Genomic DNA, 17,328 nt, shown 5'->3' with positions numbered 1-17,328 from the left:
GTCGCCCTTCCGCAGTTGCGCTTCACTTCGCTCGCCATGACCAGCTTACGGTGGGACTTCCACCCACAAGAATGCGCCCATGCTGGGCGCACAACCGAAATACCAGCCGCCTCGGCGGCTGGTATTCGCAGTTCATTCAAGACACCGAATGGAAAGACGGGTCGCAATCGTCGTTCCGGGTGTAGAGACGGCCAGACTCTGAAACCGGCCATCATGTTCAAGATTAAGTGAAGATTTCCCACGAATCAATCACGCGGATACTCTTGGCCGTGAGTTTTTTGCGCCTCATCCCATCGCAGAGGCGCAGATGCGTTTCACTTACTCGTTCTGGGCGCAACCCAGAGGTCGTTTTGTAGACTTCTCACGCATTTTGGTTGGAACGTTCCGCCTTTGAAGGGATTTGTACCTTCGACGACGCGATCATTCGCATCGCTTCGTTATTTCGAAAGAGGAAAGGACAGGAAATGAAGACCTATCTTACTTCCAGTATTGCCGCTCTCGTCATTTCGGCTGGATTTGCAGGCGCCGCGGGCGCCCAGGACATGTACTCCAATCCTGAAGGCATCCCGCAGTCCCCGCCGACCATCCAGCAGTCCCGCGGCCAGGATGTTGACACCATGTCGACCGGCAGCATCGTCCGTTATGGCACCAGCCCCTCCTGGAATGGCAGCACGGGCGGCAATGCCGATCTCGACGGCGGCCAGGATGAAGGCGACTATTACGACGGCGCATACCGCCCTCATAATTAAGCATTTGCTTCAAGGCACCGCATCCCGCGCTGGTCGCAAGCAATGTGCGAGGACGCCAAGCGATAAAAGAAAGCCGGCTTTCCAGGCCGGCTTTTTTCATTGGTGGGGTGTGTTGCGTTCGATAGGGCGGCGATCCTCCGGCGGTCCTCGATCGACCCCTTGTCTTCGCCGTCAATCATTCTGAACTGAAAATGAATCTGCCCCTCAGCCCGTGTTCAGTGCGCCGCCTTCATTCTGCCGCCATTGGGACCGGGAGAAGACCATGGCCATTCTTGCACGCCGCCTGACAATCATCACGCTGATCATGACGATCTTCGCGCTCGCTTTCGTAGCGCTGGTGGAGCAGCCTGCGCGGCGGGAGTTGCGCGTGCATCTTGGAACCAATGCGCCCTGCTATCACCCCGCGACGCCGGGTTGTGTCGCATCGCTTTAGCGGGTCCGGCAGGAGAGCGACGCGAAACAGGGGAGCGTCGTTTGATTGTCAGAAAGTTCCCACTATAATAGCGCATGAACACACGAATCTTTTCACTCTCCCCCCTCCCCTTCATCAGCCCCAGCGCCCTGGAACCCCAAGTATTCGACAATCCGGTCGAAGCTGTGGATGCGCTGACCGCGCTTTACGAACGCAACACGCAATTCCTGATCGATGCGTTCGGCAGCCTCGCCAAGGGCGCGGCCGTTACCGGCCGCTACCGCGCATGCTATCCGCAGGTCAGCATCGAAACGACCTCGTTCGGGCATGCCGATTCCCGCCTTTCCTACGGGCATGTCGCAGCGCCCGGCATCTACACGACGACGATCACCCGACCGAAACTCTTCCGCCATTATCTGAAGGAACAGCTCGGCCTGCTGATGCGCAACCACAGCGTTCCGGTGACCGTGTCTGAATCTGCGACGCCTATCCCACTGCATTTCGCCTTCGGCGAGGGCGCCCATGTGGAAGCGTCAGCGACAAGCTCGCTTGCGGATCTCTCCCTGCGCGACCTGTTCGACACGCCCGACCTCAACAACACCGACGACCTGATTGCCAACGGGGAATACGAGGCCTTGCCGGGCGAACCCGCCCCGCTTGCACCATTCACGGCACAGCGCATCGACTATTCTCTGGCCCGCCTCAGCCACTATACGGCCACCAATGCAGACCATTTCCAGAATTTCGTGCTCTTCACGAACTATCAGTTCTACATCGACGAATTTGCCGCCTGGGCGCGCGAGCTGATGGCCAAGGGTGGCGAGGGATATACCGCCTTCGTTGAACCGGGCAACATCATCACCCCAGCAGGCAGCGACAAGCCCGACACACCCGGTACGGTCCGCATGCCGCAGATGCCTGCCTATCACCTGAAGAAGAAGGGCCATGCCGGGATTACGCTGGTCAATATCGGCGTCGGCCCCTCGAATGCCAAGACGATCACAGACCATATCGCCGTGCTCCGCCCGCATGCCTGGCTCATGGTCGGCCATTGCGCAGGACTGCGGAACAGCCAACGGCTCGGCGATTACGTGCTTGCCCATGCCTATGTGCGCGAAGACCACGTACTCGACGACGACCTGCCGGTCTGGGTGCCGATCCCGGCGCTTGCCGAGGTGCAGCAGGCGCTGGAAAGCGCGGTCGAGGAAGTTACCGGCTACCAGGGCTTCGAACTGAAACGCATCATGCGTACCGGCACCGTCGCGACGATCGACAACCGGAACTGGGAATTGCGCGACCAGCGCGGACCGGTCAAGCGGCTGTCGCAATCACGCGCGATCGCGCTGGACATGGAATCGGCAACGATCGCTGCAAACGGCTTCCGCTTCCGGGTGCCTTACGGGACGCTGCTCTGCGTTTCCGACCGGCCGCTGCATGGCGAACTGAAGCTGCCGGGAATGGCGACGGCATTCTACCGCACCCAAGTCAGCCAGCATCTGCAGATCGGCATCCGCGCCGTGCAGAAGCTCGCCGCCATGCCGATCGAAACGCTGCACTCACGCAAGCTCCGGAGCTTCTACGAGACCGCGTTCCAGTGATGTTGTGACTGTGGCCCTACTGGTGTATAATTTTCGACGTTCATACACACGAGGCTGCCATGCGCACCAATATCGAACTCGATGACGAACTGATCACGGAAGCAATGGAGCTGACCGGCCTGCCGACAAAAAAGGCGACGGTGGAGCAGGCATTGAGGGATTTGGTCCGCATTCGTAGGCAGATGCGCGCAGTCGACAATCTTGAAGGCATCGGCTGGGATAGCGATCTTGATGAAATGCGAAAAGACTCGAGGAGATTTGCCGATTGGGGCTTGAAAGGCGGCGAATGATTGTCGCTGACAGCTCCGTCTGGATTTCGCTATTTCGGAAAGACGATGCCGAGGTCGCGGAAAGATTGCGCTTTTTCATAGCCCAAGGCGTTGTTCTTGTCGGCGATATCATCATGCTCGAAGTGCTCCAAGGCGCTCGCGATTACCATCAAGCCAGCTGGATCGAACAGAACTTCCGCGACTTTCCCGCCGCACAGATGCTGTCTCCCTCACTCGCAATAAAGGCGGCAGCCAATTACCGTACTCTTCGGAATCGAGGCGTTACGGTTCGGAAGACGATAGACATGATCATCGGCACCTATTGCATCGAACACCGACACAGCCTGTTGCGTAAGGACAAGGATTACCTGCCGATGGTCGAATATCTCGGCCTTCGGACCGCCTGATTATTCGGCTTTCGTGGGCCTTGCCACCAGCAATGACAGCGCCGTACCCACCAGCGAGGAAACGATCACCAGCAAATGGGTGTTGATTGCGGCCTGGCCGAGCTCTTTCAAGGGCACCCCGGCCGTGTCCGCGCCGAAGGCGATGGCGCCGGCGGTGATGCCGGCGGGATAGGTGCCGACGCCTGCCGGGGCATGCACGGGAAGCACCGAGGAAAGCTCGCCGCCCAGAGCGCCGCCGAAACCGGCCGCGACCGTCAGGCCGCCGAGAAGGCTCAGCACCCAGGCAAGCACGGCAATCTTGGTGAACCAGTTGAGGAGCGTGGCACCCCAGGCGCGGGCAAAGGCGCCGCTATCGGACGGCAGTCCGGCCTCCACCTCGCTCAGCAGGCTCCTTGCCTTGTTCGGCACAACTTTGGCCGTCAGTCGGAAGGCGGCCCTGCGGAGCGCGAAGGCGATTGCCGGCAGGATCAGGAAGGCAAGCCAGAGAGCCCAGGCCCAGACAGCACCAAGCTCCAGTGCGAGCCCGGTACCGGCCGCGGCCAGCAGTGCATGGAGATCAAAAAGCCGCATGACGAGCAAGGCGGACGTGCCCCGCGCCAGGCCCAGGCCGAATTCCCGCTTCATCAACAGCGGAAAGCTCGCCTCACCCGTGCGGAACGGCAGAATGACGTTCAGAAGATTGTGGACCTGCACCAGCCGCAGAAGCGTGCCGAAATGACCGCCGGTTTCTTTGGGAAAGTAATCGTAGATGCGCCAGGTGCGCAGGACATAGGTCCCGAGGAGAGCCGCCAGAGCGACAAGCGCGGTACTCCAGCCGGCGCCGCTCCACAGCGACACGATGCTCTGCCAGCCCCAGACCCACTGGATGAAAGCGGCATAAAGGAGAATGATCGCGATCGTTGCGAGCGTCATCGTGTTACGAATTATCCATGCGCGGCGGCTGGCAACGGAATAATTCTTCATATAGTAGGATGCCCCATGTGACGGTTTCGGGTGAAGTTTCAGGTTAGGGTCGCCATGACGGCGCGCGCTTCCGGCCCGAGGTTTAGGAGAAAGACAAGGTGCGTACAACAGCAGAGTCGGTCACCAGCCGTATCCAGACGGCCGAACCGATCGAACTGTCCCTCGTCGTGCCTCTCTTCAACGAAGAGGAAAGCGTCGGACCGCTGATCGAGCGGATCACGACGGCAATGGCGAACTATCCCGGGACATGGGAACTCATTCTCGTCGACGACGGGAGCACCGATGCCACGATCGCCAATGCCCGAACTGCGCTTAGCCGTCCTGGCCTCGACCTCAAGATCGTGGCTTTGCAACGCAACTTCGGCCAGACGGCAGCCATGCAGGCTGGCATCAACCAGGCCGAAGGCCGGCTGATCGCCACGCTCGACGGCGACCTGCAGAACGACCCGAAGGACATCCCCGCCATGGTGGCGGAGCTGGAGCGGCGCGAACTGGACCTCCTCGTCGGCTGGCGCAAGAACCGTCAGGACGGATTGCTGCTTCGCAAGGTGCCATCCTGGATCGCCAACCGGCTGATCGGCCGCATTACCGGCGTACGCCTGCACGACTACGGCTGTTCGCTCAAGATCTATCGCGGCTCGGTCATCAAGCAGGTGAAGCTGATGGGCGAAATGCACCGCTTCATCCCGGCTTGGGTGGCGGGCGTCGTGCCGAGCTCACGGATCGGCGAAATGCCGGTGACGCATCACGCGCGCCAGCACGGCGTTTCGAAATACGGCATTTCCCGCACTTTCCGGGTGATCCTCGATCTGCTCTCGGTGATGTTCTTCATGCGCTTCAAGGCGCGGCCGGGGCATTTCTTCGGCTCCCTCGGGCTTGGCCTCGGCGCATTGTCGGCGATCATCCTCACCTACCTGTTCATCGACAAGTTCATCATGGGTAACGACATCGGCACCCGGCCGCTCTTCCTGATCGGCGTCATGCTGTTCCTGTCGGCCGTGCAGATGATCACCACCGGCATCATCGCCGAGATGATCGCCCGCACCTATTATCGCGAAGATACGGCGCTCAGCTACATCGTCAGGGAAGTCTATGAGGGCGATCAGGCGCATCAGTGACGCGCTTGCCCGCCGTCCGGAAATCGTTCTTTGGCTGATCGCCGCCTACTACGTGCTGGCGGTCGCCTTGCGGATGCTGCGCTCGGAGGCGCTTAATAGCGATGAGGCCGAACAACTCGTACAGTCGCAGTTCTTCCTGATGGGTTACGGGCGGCAGCCGCCTTTCTACAATTGGCTGCAATACGGCATCATCCAGCTGACCGGTCCGTCGATCTTCGCCCTGTCGCTCGTCAAAAACCTGCTGCTCTTCCTTTGCTGCGCTGTCTATGGGCTGGCGGCGCGGCTTGTGCTCAAGGACAGGCGCCTGGTCGCAGTCGCCATACTTGGCGTGATCGCCGTGCCGGCCGTCAGCGTCATGGCGCAACGCGACCTGACGCACGCGATCGCCACGCTGTTTGCCGTCGCATTTTTCCTCTATGCCTTCCTGCAGACGCTGATCCGCCCGAGCCTCGGCTTCTATCTGTTAACCGGTCTCGCTGTCGGCATAGGGCTGATCGCCAAATACAACTTCGTCATCGTGCCGGTGGCGGCGATACTTGCCATCCTGCCGGAGCCGGAGCTTCGCAAGCGTATCTTCGACTGGCGGATCATTCCGGCGCTTGCCGTCACTGCCGCCCTGTGCCTGCCGCACGGGCTCTGGCTGCTCGGCAACCTCGCCGAGGCGACGGACGGGACGATCAAGGCGATGCGGGAGGATGCCTCCGGCAATCCCATCCTCGATCGGTTGTCCGGCCTCGGCACGCTGGCTGTGGCGATACTTTCTGGCACGCTGCCGGTCCTTGCCTTCTTCCTGATCGCATTCCGCAGATCCCTCGTCGAGGCACGGACGGCAGCCAGCGAATGGACACGCGTGATCGGACGCATGCTGCTCCTGTGCCTTGTCGCCGTCGGACTGATCGGCCTCGGCTTCGGCGCAACGACCATCAGCGAGAAATGGCTGTCTCCCTTCCTTATCCTGCTGCCGCTCTATCTCTGCCTGAAGCTCGGTTCAGCCGGAGCAGACAGCAGCCGCAGCGTCGCGCGGATGCTTTTTCCCGTTGCTGCGCTCGCCCTCGGCTTCATTGCCTATATGGCGCTCGGCAATGTTATCGGACCACGCCTCGGCCAGTACAACAAGGAGAACCTTCCCTCCGGCCCCTTCCTGCGCGAGGTGCTGGCTGAACGGGCCGATACAAATCCTGCCTATGTCATCGCCGCCGATCCGTTTCTCGGCGGAAGCGCCCGGATCGAATTGCCAAGCGCGCGCATATTGTGGCCTCGCTTCGGCCAGACGCCGCTCCTCGACACGATAGAGAGGGGGCAGGTCGGGCTGATTGTCTGGCGGGAGAACGGCAATGGCATGCCGGATGGTTTGAGCGCCTATTTGCAAGAAAACGGCATAGACGCCGAGCGCCTGGCGACAGCCACCAAGGCCGTGCCTTATCTCTTTTCCGGCGGGCGAGACACCGTCACCTTCGGTTTCGCATGGACAGTCGGCGACGCAGGGACGCCCAGAACAGGCAATCGGCCTCGAAGCGGAATGAAAAATTAGTGTTGCAATTCCCCGCTAGGCTGCGGCTCTCGGTCAGCGCCGGAGGGGATATTGCTGCAACAAAATCGATCGGCCGCCTATGGCATCCGGCTTTCGTCCGAACGCCATGTCATCCTGCTCGCAGCAATCGCCATCTATTTCATCATCAATTTCCTGGTGCGAATGGCACTGCCGGTGAACCTGGAACTGGACGAGGCCGAACAGTCCTATTTTTCTCAGTGGCTTATGTCCGGCTATGGCTCGCAGCCGCCGCTCTACAATTGGCTTCAATATGCCACCGTGCAGCTTTTCGGCCTGTCGCTTGCGTCGCTCTCGGCCTTGAAGAACCTCCTTCTGTTCAGCGCCTATGTCTTTTATTTTCTGGCTGCGCGGGAAGTGATCCGCGACCGGCAGATTGCCGCGCTGGCAGCGCTGGGGCTGCTGACCATTCCGCAAGTGGCCTTCGAAGCCCAACGGGACCTCAGCCACACCGTCGCGACGATCTTTACCGCCTCCCTGTTTCTCTACGCCTTCCTGCGCACAGTCCGACGCCCCTCGATTTCGTCTTTCCTGCTGTTCGGGCTGGCGACCGGGCTTGGCGTTATTGCGAAGTATAATTTCGTGCTGCTTCCGGCCGCCGCCTTCCTGGCGATCCTGAGCGACGCCAGATGGCGGCCGCGCCTGTTCGACTGGAGGCTGTTGCTCGCCGGCGCCATCGCGCTCACGATCGTCGCGCCGCACGCGCTGTGGCTCCTGGATCATTTCGGCGCGGCCAGCGCCCATACCATGCGCAAGCTCACCGGGTCCGGCAGCACTCCTGCGGTCGCGATGCTGAGCGGCCTTGGATCGCTGACGCTCGCCTCGCTCGGCTTCGGCGGTCTGACGATTGCTGTTTTCTCCCTTGCCTACCGGGAAAGGCTGCCGGCGATCATCCGCGCCCGCAGCGACTGGACGCGCCTTTCCGGGCGGATCCTGATCTTCGCACTCGGCCTGATCGTGCTGATGATCCTGTTTGGCGGGGTCGAAAAGGTTCGCGACCGCTGGCTTACGCCGATCCTCATCCTGCTGCCCATCTATTTCGCGCTCAAGATCGACGCCGCGGCCACGAACCTGCATCCGGGGATGAGGAGGATCTGGGGTGTCGCGTTCACGCTGATGGCCCTCATCCCGACCCTGCTTCTCGGCCGGGTCGCCACCGCATCGCTGACGGGGCTCTACCAATACCCGAATTACCCATTCATCTCGATGGCCGAGGAGGTGCGCCCGCAGGTGACGTCGGCGCCGACGCTTGTCATCACCTTCGACACCCATATGGCGGGGAACCTGCGTCTTCATCTGCAGCCGGTTCCCGTCCTCGCGCTTTCGACACCCGCAGGCCTTAAACCTCCGCCGACGCCTGAGCATCAGCGCATTCTCTTCGCCTGGCGAAGCGCCGCCGATGGCACCTCCGCCGGCCTACCGCAAAAGTTCGAACAATACCTGCAGGAGCGCGGAATCACCCCCGATGCATCGCAGATCCGTGCCGTCACGCTTCCCTATACCTACGGAAGGGCTGGTGACCAATACCACTTCGCCTATGCCGTTTTCGACATCGGCCGTTGACAGCTATTCCTTCACCGTGTCCCGCAGGTGGTCGAGAGCCCGGCGCAGCTTGTCGATCACCTCGTCCACCTCGGAGCGGCTGATCGTAAGCGCCGGCGAGGCCAGCATGCGGTCCCCCGTCGCGCGCATGATCAGACCGTTTTCGACGCAGTGATTGCGCACCAGTGTGCCGATGTCGTCAGGCTTGGCATAACGGCGGCGGACGGATTTGTCTGCTGCAAGCTGCAGACCGCCCATCAGCCCGACGCTCTCCGCCTGCCCCACCACCTCGTGATCCTCGAGGCTCTTCCAGGCGGAGGCGAAATAGGGGCCGATATCCTCGCGGACGCGTTCGACCAGCCCCTCCTCCTCGATGATCCGGATGTTCTCCAATGCGGCGGCGGCACAGACCGGGTGACCGGAATAGGTGAAGCCGTGGTAGAAATCGCCGAGCTCACCGACCATCACGTCGGCCACCCGATCGCTTACCAGCACGCCGCCGATCGGCAGGTAACCGGAGGACAGCCCCTTGGCGATCGGCGCCAGATCCGGCTCGACGCCGTAATACTGATGGCCGAACCACTCTCCCAGCCGGCCGAAACCGCAGATCACCTCGTCAGCGACCAGAAGAATGTTGCGCGCCCTGCAGATGCGGGCGATTTCCGGCCAGTAGGTTTCCGGCGGAATGATCACGCCCCCCGCCCCCTGGATGGGTTCGGCGACGAAAGCGGCGACGCGATCCTCGCCAAGTTCATCGATCTTCGCCTCCAGCTCGCGGGCAAGCTTGAGGCCGAATTCGGCGGGCGAGAGATCGCCACCTTCCGCATACCAATAAGGCTGGCCGATATGGTGGATGCCCTCGATCGGCAGGTTGCCTTGCTCGTGCATCAGCTTCATGCCGCCAAGCGAGGCGCCGGCGACCGTCGAGCCGTGATAACCATTCTTTCGGGCGACTACTTGCGTCTTTTCCAGTTTGCCGAGCGCCTTCCAATAGACGCGCGCCATGCGGAACCAGGTGTCGGTCGCCTCCGAGCCGGAATTGGTGAAGAAGATACGTTTCAGCCTGTCGCCTGTATGCGAGGCGATCTTCTGGGCAAGCAGGGTGGCCGGAGGGGTCGTGGTGCCGAAAAAGCTATTGTAGTAAGGCAGTTCCTGCATCTGCTTGTAGGCGGCATCGGCGATCGACTTGCGACCGTAACCGACATTGACGCACCAGAGGCCGGCAAAGGCATCGAGATATTTCTTACCCGTGGAATCATAGATGTAGACGCCCTCGGCCCGTTCGATGATGCGCGTGCCCTTGGCGTTGAGCTGCTTCATGTCGGAGAACGGATGGAGGTGATGGGCGGCGTCGATCGCGGCGAGATTGGAAAGGGCGCTGATATCGGTCATGGAGTTGGCCTCTGATTGTGCGGCCAATTCTTATCGGCTACGAACTCTCTTCCGCAACGCCCTTTCAAAGACCTGCCGATGTCCTTTCAATCCGTCCCGCCTCATATCGAAATCCTGCTCGTCGGCATGAATGGCGACCTGCGCGGCAAGCGCATTCCGCTGGACAAGGAAAACAAGGTCTGGGAGGGCGCAGTGAGGCTGCCGACGTCCACGCAGTCGTTGGACATATGGGGCGACGACAATGACGATATCACCGGACTGTCGCTGACGATCGGAGATCCGGATGGCGTCTGCATTCCCGACCAGCGCAGCCTCGCGCCGATGCCCTGGGCGCCGGAAGGATCCAGGCAGGTGCTTTCCACCATGCATGAGCTCTCCGGGGAACCGAGCTTCATGGACCCTCGCGGCATTCTCGCCGCGCTCTTGAAACGCTTCGAAGAGCGCGGGCTGACACCGGTCGTCGCGACGGAACTCGAATTCTACGTGGTGCAGGACGACTGGCGCGAGACCGGCAGGCCCCGGCCACCGGAAAAGCTGATGTATCGCGGCAAGCCGAACGGTTTTCAGCTCTACGACATGGGCGCCGTCGATGCGCTCGACGATTACCTGCAGACAGTCAGGACCTGGGCGAAGCTCCAGGACCTGCCGGCCGATGCGACGACGGCCGAGTTCGGTCCCGGGCAGTTCGAGATCAACCTGCTTCATCACGCCGACGCGCTGGCAGCCGCCGACGACTGCATCTATCTGAAGCGCATCGCCGAACAGGCCGCGAGGAGACACGGGCTGAAATCCACCTGTATGGCCAAGCCCTACGCGAACCAGGCGGGCTCCGGCCTGCACGTGCATGCCAGCATCATCGACCGGGACGGAAACAATGTGCTGGACGCCAAGGGCGGCGATCCGGTACGGCTCAAATCCGTCTGCGCGGGAATGCTGAAGACCATGCGCGACGCGCAGCTCGTCCTCGCGCCGTTTGCCAATTCGTATCGCCGGTTCCAGCCCGGATCCTTTGCGCCGGTGGATATCGACTGGGGCTTTGGCCATCGGGGAACGGCGGTGCGTATTCCCGACAAGGACGGCGCGGCCGCCCGGATCGAGCATAGGGTCGCCGGCGCCGACGCCAATCCCTATCTGCTGCTGACGGCTATTCTCGGCGGCATGCTTCTGGGGCTGGACGAGATGCTCGATCCGGGTCCTGCGACCGAACCGGGCAAGGAGCCGCCGGCGGGAGCCAAACGCCTGACGCACGACTTCCTGACGGCGGTCGAGGAATTCTCCGCCTCGCCCTTCATCAAAGACGTGTTCGGCGCGCGCTACCAGAAGCTCTATGGCGATACGAAGCGCAAGGAAGCGATCACCTATCTGCGCACCGTCAGCGATTTCGACTACCAGACCTATCTGCCCCGGGTTTAGAAAAGCCGACGGTCGGGAGGCTATTTGCCGCCAGACTGTGTCGATGGCAAAGACGGTTTCGAGATCCAGGGCGCGTATGGCAGATCGTCGATGTCTAGCAACATCGGCGGCCCCTTCTCATAATCGAAAGCCAGGTTAATCGAGGCGACGAACTTGCCGTATTCCTCCTGGAGCTGCTGGAGCGCTTCGCGATTGCCGGTCTGCGCCGCAACCACCTCCTCCTCCTTCAGAGCCCTGGTCAGGTCGCGATAGGTACTGTTGCCATCCTTATCAGGGATAAGGACCACAACCCCGCCCTTTTCCTTGAACTTGATGCCCACGTAGAGCTCATCGTCGGTGAAGAGATCGCGATTCTTGTTGATCATCTGCGGGAGGGCGAGCGCAAACAGGCTTTCCCGGCTAAGGCCGCCATGCGCTTCGTATTGCTGGTTCACCAGCTGCGCAAACTGCCAGCCTTTCTCGGCAAGCAGCCCTTTCAGCATGTTCTTGGCGATGGGATCGCTTATTTTGAACTGATCGGAATTGATGAAGTCGATAGCATCGGAGACGAGTTGGCTCTTCTCGTCCATTTCGACAAATGCGGCGTTGATCGCGAAAGCGGCTCTTATCGTTTCCTTGGCGGGTTCGCCGGAGATTCCGTTCGCCACCTGGACGAGATCGGTTCTCTTCGCGTCGGTTTCCTTGCTTTCTTCGGCAGGGGCGGCCGAAAGGGCCGACTGCTGGAGGATCAGCAAGGCTGCAGGTTCAAGCCCGGAGATGGAAGTCATGCCGTTCCTCGCGCGTGCCTTTCGCCTGTCATAGGCCGAGGCAACGTCTGCCGGAACCATCATGGCCCGAAACAAGCAATCTGCTCTATCGGAGGTTGAAGTTAGGAGTCAGGGGATAACAAGATATGAACGCCTCATCGCGAGATATTGCCATCACCGCGGCAGCTCCGCGACAAGCAAGAGCCGGCGATTGTTTTGGGCGGATGACGGCGAGGTCGAAGTTGTTCTTCAGCCTATCTTAAATCCCTCGGGTCTAAGGAAGCGGTATATTTAATACAATTGCGGCTCCGTGGATGCGTCTCGTTCTCGCCAAGTCACTGCTGACCGGTCTGTTGTCACTGCTCGCTTCGCTTGCGCTGTCGTTCGCCTTCGTCCCCATGATGGGGGGAGAGGTGGCCGGTGCAGGCCTGGTGATGACGATCGTCTGCCCGCTGGCGATTTCGATTCCCGCCTCGGCTATGATGTTCTGGCAGTCGGAAAGGGTTCGACGGGCCGAAAAAACCGCTTCCGATGCCCTGGAAAAACTTGCCCTTGCCTATGAAGAACTTCGACTGCAATCCCGGCGCGACAGCCTGACCGGACTGCTCAATCGCGGCGCATTCCTGGAAGAGCTCGAGGCGTTCAGCCGCAACGGCATGACCGGTGCTCTGATTTTCCTCGATCTCGACCATTTCAAATCGATCAATGATCGCCATGGCCATGCGGCCGGAGACGAGGTGCTTCGCGGTACAGGCCGGATACTCTCGACCTATCGGGGGCAATTCGACATCGCCGGCCGTCTCGGAGGCGAAGAGTTCGCCCTTTTTCGAGGCGGGATCGCAATAAAGGACATGCCGAGGCGATGCGAGGATGTTCGCGAGGCCGTCGGCGGCCTTGATATCCGCTCCTCCTCCGGGGCGAAGATCGGAGTTTCGACGAGCATCGGAGCCTTGTATTGCGGCGCGGGTTTCGATCCCCATGCCTGCCTCAAGGCAGCGGACGTCAATCTGTACGAGGCAAAGTCCCGCGGCCGGAACCAGGTCGTCTCGTCGGCTTAGCGCGCGGAAGCGCTCAGATTCCGCTGCCGTCCCGCTCGGCCAGTTCGCGAGGTTGCGGCTCGTTGACCAGTACCCTCAGTTCGCCGGCATGGATCTTCAAATGCACATCGCGCTTCATCGGCAGGAGTTCGCCGTCGATGACGCAGCGAATGTCGTGCCGCTCGCGCGGGAAATGCAGTTCGACCTCCGTAGCGGTCATGGCCGTTACCGCCGGGTTCTCTTTCAACCGCCCTCGCAGGATGTCGACGGCGAGTTTCGCGACGCCTGGAGGTGTCAGGGGATCGGCGAAATAAAGGCCCAGATGCCCGCGCGTCAGTCGATCCGCATACATCAAGGGATCGGGACCGAATTCATTGTTGGAGACGGAGATAGCGGAAACCTCACGGGAAACAGTCGTGCCGCCGACATTGAACTCGACCTCGAATTCGGGCGGATTGAACATCACCCCGATCGCGGCGCGGGTGCTGGCCCGGATTTTCCCAAGCCGGGACGCATAGGTCATGGAATTGCGGTAGCGCACCATGCGAGCGTGCAGGCCGGCCGAGAACTGATGGACAAAGCTCTTGCCGTTGGCGCTGGCGATGTCGATGCTCTCCGGAGTGCCTGCAGCCAGCGTGTCCAACACCTGCCATATATCGAGCGGCAGCTTCAGGGAGCGGGCAAAGAGGTTCATGGTGCCGGCCGGGACGACGCCGAGGACGAGGCCGCTCTTCCAGGCAATGCCGGCCGCAGCCGAAATCGTGCCGTCGCCGCCGCCTGCGATGAGGCCCTCGATGCCGGGAGTGGCGGCCGCCCTTTCCATGGTCGCCACCACCTCATTGCCGGAGACCACATGGCATTCGATCTGATGGCCGGCGGATTTGAAAGCCTGAACGGCCTGGGCGCAATAGGCGTCCATGTCGGTGGTTCTGAAGGTACCGCCATCGCGGTTGAAGACGGCAAAAAGGTTCATCGCATCAAAGCTCTGGGCGGGCGGTTTCGGCCGCGAGACAACGGGACACCGGAGAAATGGTTGCGATGACGTGCTTTATCAACACGGCGCCAATGAGGCCGGCACCTGGCACACAATGCCGTGAGCACCGAGAGAATACTCCGGAGGCTCTACCGCAACGCACAATCCCGTGTTACTTTTGACCTGTGTCATTTTTTCAATGACCGCTCACCTCCAGAGCGGGTGGACGTCTCCCACGTCTCACCCGCATCTTTTTTCAAGCAGATTCAATTTTATGACCGATTCCGCCGTCTCTTTCGATTCCGCTCGCGATCGTTCAGTCTCTCCCGTCGCCGACGCCACTTCCGGCCTCTCGCCGCTCGCAATCCTCCTGATCGAGATTGCGCTTGCCGTCGGTGGATTTGGCATCGGCACCGGCGAGTTCGTCATCATGGGGCTTCTGCCCGACGTGGCGTCGACGTTCGAAGTCAGCATCCCCACCGCAGGCTACGTCATCAGCGCCTATGCACTGGGCGTCGTCATCGGCGCGCCGGTTATCGCAATCCTTTCCGCCCGCCTGCCGCGCCGGACGCTGCTTCTCTGCCTGATGGGTCTGTTTGCAGTGGGCAATACCCTCAGTGCGCTGGCGCCGACCTTCTGGAGCTTTACCGCCCTGCGCTTCATCACCGGCCTGCCGCATGGCGCCTATTTCGGCGTCGCCTCGCTGGTTGCCGCATCCATGGTGCCGCCCAACAAACGCACCCGCGCCGTCGGCCGCGTCATGCTCGGGCTGACCATCGCGACGCTTGCCGGCACGCCGCTTGCCACCTTCATGGGGCAGATGCTCAGCTGGCGTGCCGCCTTCTTCCTCGTCGGCGGCATCGGCGCGCTGACCGTTGCATTGCTCTGGTATTTCCAACCCCGCGACAAAGTGCAGGAAGGGGCGAGCATCCGGCGAGAGCTCAGCGCTTTCGGCCGCAGCCAGGTGTGGCTGACGCTCGGCATCGCCGCGATCGGCTTCGGCGGCATGTTCTCCGTCTTCAGCTACATCGCCTCGACGACGACACAAACCGCCCAGTTGCCGGTCGGCATGGTCTCGATCGTGCTTGCGCTCTTCGGCATCGGCATGAATGTCGGCAATATCGTCGGCTCCAGGCTGGCCGACATATCGCTGAAGGGCACGATCGGCGGCTCGATGGTCTTCTATATCGTGGTGATGCTCGCCTTCGCGCTCTTTGCTCACCATCCGATCGCGCTCTATATCACCGTCTTCCTGGTCGGCTGCGGTTTTGCCCCGGGTCCGGCACTGCAGACGCGGCTGATGGATGTGGCGGCCGACGCGCAGACGCTTGCTGCCGCATCCAATCACTCCGCCTTCAACGTCGCCAATGCGCTCGGCGCCTGGCTCGGCGGGCTGGTCATTTCCTGGGGCTGGGGTTTTGCCGCAACGGGTTATGTCGGCGCATTCCTGTCGTTGCTCGGGCTCGGCATTTTCGCCGTCTCGGTCAGCCTGGAGAAGCGGAGAGGTGCCGCCTGACTTGATCAGGCGGCTTTGGACGGCGCTTTGGCTTCGGTTTCCGGCATCACCATGAATTTCCGCCCGTCACGGCAAATGACGTGTTCCTTGCCCCAGACGCGCAGTGCCGTAATCACCGGCTCCAGGCTGAGGCCCAGCGGCGTCAGCGTGTAATCGACACGCGGCGGCACGACCGCAAACACGGTCCGCTCCAGCAGCCCCGCCTCTTCGAGCTCCCTCAGCTGTTTGGTCAGCATGCGCTGCGTCACCGACGGAATGCGGCGGCGAAGCTCGTTGAAGCGCAGCGTCCCGTTTTCGAGCAGATGATAAAGGATCACGCCCTTCCATTTGCCGTCGAGAAAACTCAGCGTCGATTCGACGGGGCAGCCGGGGAAATTGTCGGTGAGCTTGGCACGCGGCTTCGACATCCGGAGATCCTTTCACGGTACACTTTTGGGTACTATACACCAAAAATGTGCATTCTTGCGCCGACAAACCATACGGGCCATCTAGTCTCCAGGCAACAAATGCCATTCACGAACGAAGGAGATTTTCATGCGCGCCGTCGGCTTCAACGCACCCCAGCCCATTACCGCCGAAACTTCGCTGATCGACATCGATCTGCCGATGCCTGAAGCGGCCGGCCGCGACCTGCTGGTCGAAATCAAGGCGGTATCCGTCAACCCGGTCGACACGAAGGTCCGCGCTTCGGCGCCTGTCGAACCTGGCCAGCACCGGGTCCTGGGCTATGACGCGGCGGGTGTCGTCAAGGCAGTCGGATCGGACGTGAAGCTCTTCAAGCCGGGCGACGAGGTCTATTACGCGGGTGCGATCAACCGGCCCGGCACCAATGCGCAATTCCATCTGGTCGACGAGCGGATTGTCGGCTTCAAGCCGAAGACGTTGAGCTTTGAGGAAGCCGCCGCGCTGCCACTCACCGCCATCACCGCTTACGAGACCCTCTTCCATCGCATGAAGGTTCAGGACAAGGTGCCGGGCGCCTGGAACGCGGTGCTCGTCATCGGCGGCGCCGGCGGCGTCGGTTCGATCGCCATCCAGCTCCTGCGAGAGCTTTCCGACGTCACCGTCATCGGCACCGGCTCCCGACCGGAAACACAGGCTTGGATCAAGGACCTCGGCGCCCATCACGTGCTCGATCATTCGAAGCCGCTTGCCAAGCAGCTGGCGGAACTGGCGATCGGCGCGCCGGGTTTCGTCTTTTCGACCACCCATACCGACCAGCATATCAAGGACGTTCTGGAGCTCATCGCGCCGCAGGGGCGGTTCGCGCTGATCGACGATCCGAAGGAGCCGATTGACATCCGTCCGTTCAAGAGCAAGACCCTTTCGATCCATTGGGAAATGATGTTCGCCCGGCCAGTCTGGCAGACGGCCGACATGATCGAGCAACACAAGCTTCTCAACCACGTGGCCGAATTGGTGGACGCAGAAAAAATCCGCACCACCCTTTCCGAGACGCTTGGCCCGATCAATGCTTCAAACCTGAAGAAGGCGCATTCGATGATCGAGAGCAACCGGACAAAGGGCAAGCTGGTGCTTTCGGGCTTCTAATCGGGATAGGGGGGAGCCTATTGGCTCCGCCCCTCCCACACCACCCGGCATGCGGGTCCGCACCGGGCGGTTGGAGCAGTTGAGGTCGTCAGG

At 61.2% G+C, this 17,328-nt stretch carries 18 protein-coding genes; 13 read left to right on the top strand and 5 right to left on the bottom strand.

Annotated elements, in window-relative coordinates:
• From EDE05_RS27075 to EDE05_RS26290, 6 genes are all read left to right on the top strand, one after another.
• The coding region (locus EDE05_RS27075; RefSeq protein ID WP_208325239.1) for a hypothetical protein at positions 1 to 231 on the top strand (231 nt) is incomplete at its 5' end.
• A gap of 233 nt (positions 232 to 464) precedes the next feature.
• Positions 465 to 749, top strand: coding sequence for a hypothetical protein (locus EDE05_RS26305; RefSeq protein WP_112802885.1), 285 nt, complete (start codon positions 465 to 467; stop codon positions 747 to 749).
• A 262-nt stretch (positions 750 to 1,011) separates the two neighbouring features.
• Positions 1,012 to 1,182 (top strand): hypothetical protein, encoded by a 171-nt coding sequence (locus EDE05_RS27005; protein WP_162712537.1) that lies wholly within the window; start codon positions 1,012 to 1,014, stop codon positions 1,180 to 1,182.
• 74 nt (positions 1,183 to 1,256) lie between these two features.
• Positions 1,257 to 2,759 (top strand): AMP nucleosidase, encoded by a 1,503-nt coding sequence (gene amn / locus EDE05_RS26300; protein ID WP_112802884.1) that lies wholly within the window; start codon positions 1,257 to 1,259, stop codon positions 2,757 to 2,759.
• Positions 2,760 to 2,818: 59 nt separating this feature from the next.
• A complete protein-coding gene (locus EDE05_RS26295; protein WP_105371616.1) occupies positions 2,819 to 3,049 on the top strand; it encodes a type II toxin-antitoxin system VapB family antitoxin in 231 nt (76 codons plus the stop codon).
• Entirely contained in the window at positions 3,046 to 3,435 is a 390-nt protein-coding gene (locus EDE05_RS26290; protein ID WP_134103296.1) for a PIN domain nuclease, read from the top strand. Before EDE05_RS26295 ends, EDE05_RS26290 begins: the two co-directional genes overlap by 4 nt.
• On the opposite strand, the gene EDE05_RS26285 is transcribed toward EDE05_RS26290, so the two are convergent.
• Complete coding sequence (locus tag EDE05_RS26285) at positions 3,436 to 4,398, bottom strand: lysylphosphatidylglycerol synthase domain-containing protein (protein WP_132410724.1); 963 nt, start codon at positions 4,396 to 4,398, stop codon at positions 3,436 to 3,438.
• Between the two features lie 98 nt (positions 4,399 to 4,496).
• On the opposite strand from EDE05_RS26285, the gene EDE05_RS26280 reads away from it, so the two are divergent.
• The 3 genes from EDE05_RS26280 to EDE05_RS26270 are packed head-to-tail and all read left to right on the top strand — an operon-like array spanning position 4,497 to position 8,628.
• Positions 4,497 to 5,516 carry a glycosyltransferase family 2 protein gene (locus tag EDE05_RS26280; protein WP_105371619.1) on the top strand — a complete coding sequence of 340 codons (1,020 nt, stop codon included), beginning with the start codon at positions 4,497 to 4,499 and terminating at the stop codon, positions 5,514 to 5,516.
• A complete protein-coding gene (locus EDE05_RS26275; protein ID WP_132410722.1) occupies positions 5,491 to 7,047 on the top strand; it encodes a glycosyltransferase family 39 protein in 1,557 nt (518 codons plus the stop codon). The genes EDE05_RS26280 and EDE05_RS26275 overlap by 26 nt, the downstream gene beginning before the upstream one ends.
• A gap of 51 nt (positions 7,048 to 7,098) precedes the next feature.
• Complete coding sequence (locus tag EDE05_RS26270; RefSeq protein WP_132410720.1) at positions 7,099 to 8,628, top strand: glycosyltransferase family 39 protein; 1,530 nt, start codon at positions 7,099 to 7,101, stop codon at positions 8,626 to 8,628.
• A gap of 3 nt (positions 8,629 to 8,631) precedes the next feature.
• Here the strand turns inward: EDE05_RS26270 and EDE05_RS26265 are convergent, their stop codons facing one another.
• Positions 8,632 to 9,999, bottom strand: a complete 1,368-nt coding sequence (locus tag EDE05_RS26265) for an aspartate aminotransferase family protein (protein ID WP_132410718.1) — start codon at positions 9,997 to 9,999, stop codon at positions 8,632 to 8,634.
• Between the two features lie 78 nt (positions 10,000 to 10,077).
• On the opposite strand from EDE05_RS26265, the gene EDE05_RS26260 reads away from it, so the two are divergent.
• On the top strand, positions 10,078 to 11,412 hold the full coding sequence (locus tag EDE05_RS26260) for a glutamine synthetase family protein (protein ID WP_132410715.1): 1,335 nt from the start codon (positions 10,078 to 10,080) through the stop codon (positions 11,410 to 11,412).
• Between the two features lie 20 nt (positions 11,413 to 11,432).
• Here the strand turns inward: EDE05_RS26260 and EDE05_RS26255 are convergent, their stop codons facing one another.
• Positions 11,433 to 12,179 carry a hypothetical protein gene (locus EDE05_RS26255; protein WP_132410713.1) on the bottom strand — a complete coding sequence of 249 codons (747 nt, stop codon included), beginning with the start codon at positions 12,177 to 12,179 and terminating at the stop codon, positions 11,433 to 11,435.
• 293 nt (positions 12,180 to 12,472) lie between these two features.
• Between EDE05_RS26255 and EDE05_RS26250 the strand changes: the two genes are divergently transcribed.
• Positions 12,473 to 13,216: a GGDEF domain-containing protein gene (locus EDE05_RS26250; protein ID WP_105371625.1), complete on the top strand. Its 744-nt coding sequence runs from the start codon at positions 12,473 to 12,475 to the stop codon at positions 13,214 to 13,216.
• Positions 13,217 to 13,229: 13 nt separating this feature from the next.
• Here EDE05_RS26250 and EDE05_RS26245 read toward each other — a convergent pair whose 3' ends face one another.
• The gene (locus EDE05_RS26245) at positions 13,230 to 14,168 is read right to left on the bottom strand and encodes a diacylglycerol kinase family protein (RefSeq protein WP_105371626.1); all 939 of its coding nucleotides are present in this window, start codon (positions 14,166 to 14,168) and stop codon (positions 13,230 to 13,232) included.
• Positions 14,169 to 14,442: 274 nt separating this feature from the next.
• On the opposite strand from EDE05_RS26245, the gene EDE05_RS26240 reads away from it, so the two are divergent.
• The gene (locus EDE05_RS26240) at positions 14,443 to 15,684 is read left to right on the top strand and encodes an MFS transporter (protein WP_134103293.1); all 1,242 of its coding nucleotides are present in this window, start codon (positions 14,443 to 14,445) and stop codon (positions 15,682 to 15,684) included.
• A gap of 5 nt (positions 15,685 to 15,689) precedes the next feature.
• Here the strand turns inward: EDE05_RS26240 and EDE05_RS26235 are convergent, their stop codons facing one another.
• On the bottom strand, positions 15,690 to 16,091 hold the full coding sequence (locus EDE05_RS26235) for a helix-turn-helix domain-containing protein (protein WP_112802868.1): 402 nt from the start codon (positions 16,089 to 16,091) through the stop codon (positions 15,690 to 15,692).
• A 127-nt stretch (positions 16,092 to 16,218) separates the two neighbouring features.
• Between EDE05_RS26235 and EDE05_RS26230 the strand changes: the two genes are divergently transcribed.
• Positions 16,219 to 17,235 (top strand): zinc-binding alcohol dehydrogenase family protein, encoded by a 1,017-nt coding sequence (locus tag EDE05_RS26230; RefSeq protein ID WP_112802865.1) that lies wholly within the window; start codon positions 16,219 to 16,221, stop codon positions 17,233 to 17,235.
• The last annotated feature ends 93 nt before the right edge of the window (positions 17,236 to 17,328 follow it).

This window comes from Neorhizobium sp. R1-B (genome assembly GCF_004368875.1).
Classification (GTDB): domain Bacteria; phylum Pseudomonadota; class Alphaproteobacteria; order Rhizobiales; family Rhizobiaceae; genus Neorhizobium; species Neorhizobium huautlense.
The sequence above is the reverse complement of the archived record's forward strand: the minus strand, read 5'-3'. Positions and strand labels throughout refer to the sequence as shown.

Bases quoted from the DNA above. Each gene is read 5' to 3' on its own strand.
- EDE05_RS26265 (WP_132410718.1), bottom strand. From the start codon at position 9,999: ATGACCGATATCAGCGCCCTTTCCAATCTCGCCGCGATCGACGCCGCC.
- EDE05_RS26290 (WP_134103296.1), top strand. From the start codon at position 3,046: ATGATTGTCGCTGACAGCTCCGTCTGGATTTCGCTATTTCGGAAAGAC.
- EDE05_RS26260 (WP_132410715.1), top strand. From the start codon at position 10,078: ATGTCCTTTCAATCCGTCCCGCCTCATATCGAAATCCTGCTCGTCGGC.
- EDE05_RS26255 (WP_132410713.1), bottom strand. From the start codon at position 12,179: ATGACTTCCATCTCCGGGCTTGAACCTGCAGCCTTGCTGATCCTCCAG.
- EDE05_RS27005 (WP_162712537.1), top strand. From the start codon at position 1,012: ATGGCCATTCTTGCACGCCGCCTGACAATCATCACGCTGATCATGACG.
- EDE05_RS26245 (WP_105371626.1), bottom strand. From the start codon at position 14,168: ATGAACCTTTTTGCCGTCTTCAACCGCGATGGCGGTACCTTCAGAACC.
- EDE05_RS26285 (WP_132410724.1), bottom strand. From the start codon at position 4,398: ATGAAGAATTATTCCGTTGCCAGCCGCCGCGCATGGATAATTCGTAAC.
- EDE05_RS26240 (WP_134103293.1), top strand. From the start codon at position 14,443: ATGACCGATTCCGCCGTCTCTTTCGATTCCGCTCGCGATCGTTCAGTC.
- EDE05_RS26250 (WP_105371625.1), top strand. From the start codon at position 12,473: ATGCGTCTCGTTCTCGCCAAGTCACTGCTGACCGGTCTGTTGTCACTG.
- EDE05_RS26305 (WP_112802885.1), top strand. From the start codon at position 465: ATGAAGACCTATCTTACTTCCAGTATTGCCGCTCTCGTCATTTCGGCT.
- EDE05_RS26275 (WP_132410722.1), top strand. From the start codon at position 5,491: ATGAGGGCGATCAGGCGCATCAGTGACGCGCTTGCCCGCCGTCCGGAA.
- amn (WP_112802884.1), top strand. From the start codon at position 1,257: ATGAACACACGAATCTTTTCACTCTCCCCCCTCCCCTTCATCAGCCCC.
- EDE05_RS26295 (WP_105371616.1), top strand. From the start codon at position 2,819: ATGCGCACCAATATCGAACTCGATGACGAACTGATCACGGAAGCAATG.
- EDE05_RS26235 (WP_112802868.1), bottom strand. From the start codon at position 16,091: ATGTCGAAGCCGCGTGCCAAGCTCACCGACAATTTCCCCGGCTGCCCC.
- EDE05_RS26230 (WP_112802865.1), top strand. From the start codon at position 16,219: ATGCGCGCCGTCGGCTTCAACGCACCCCAGCCCATTACCGCCGAAACT.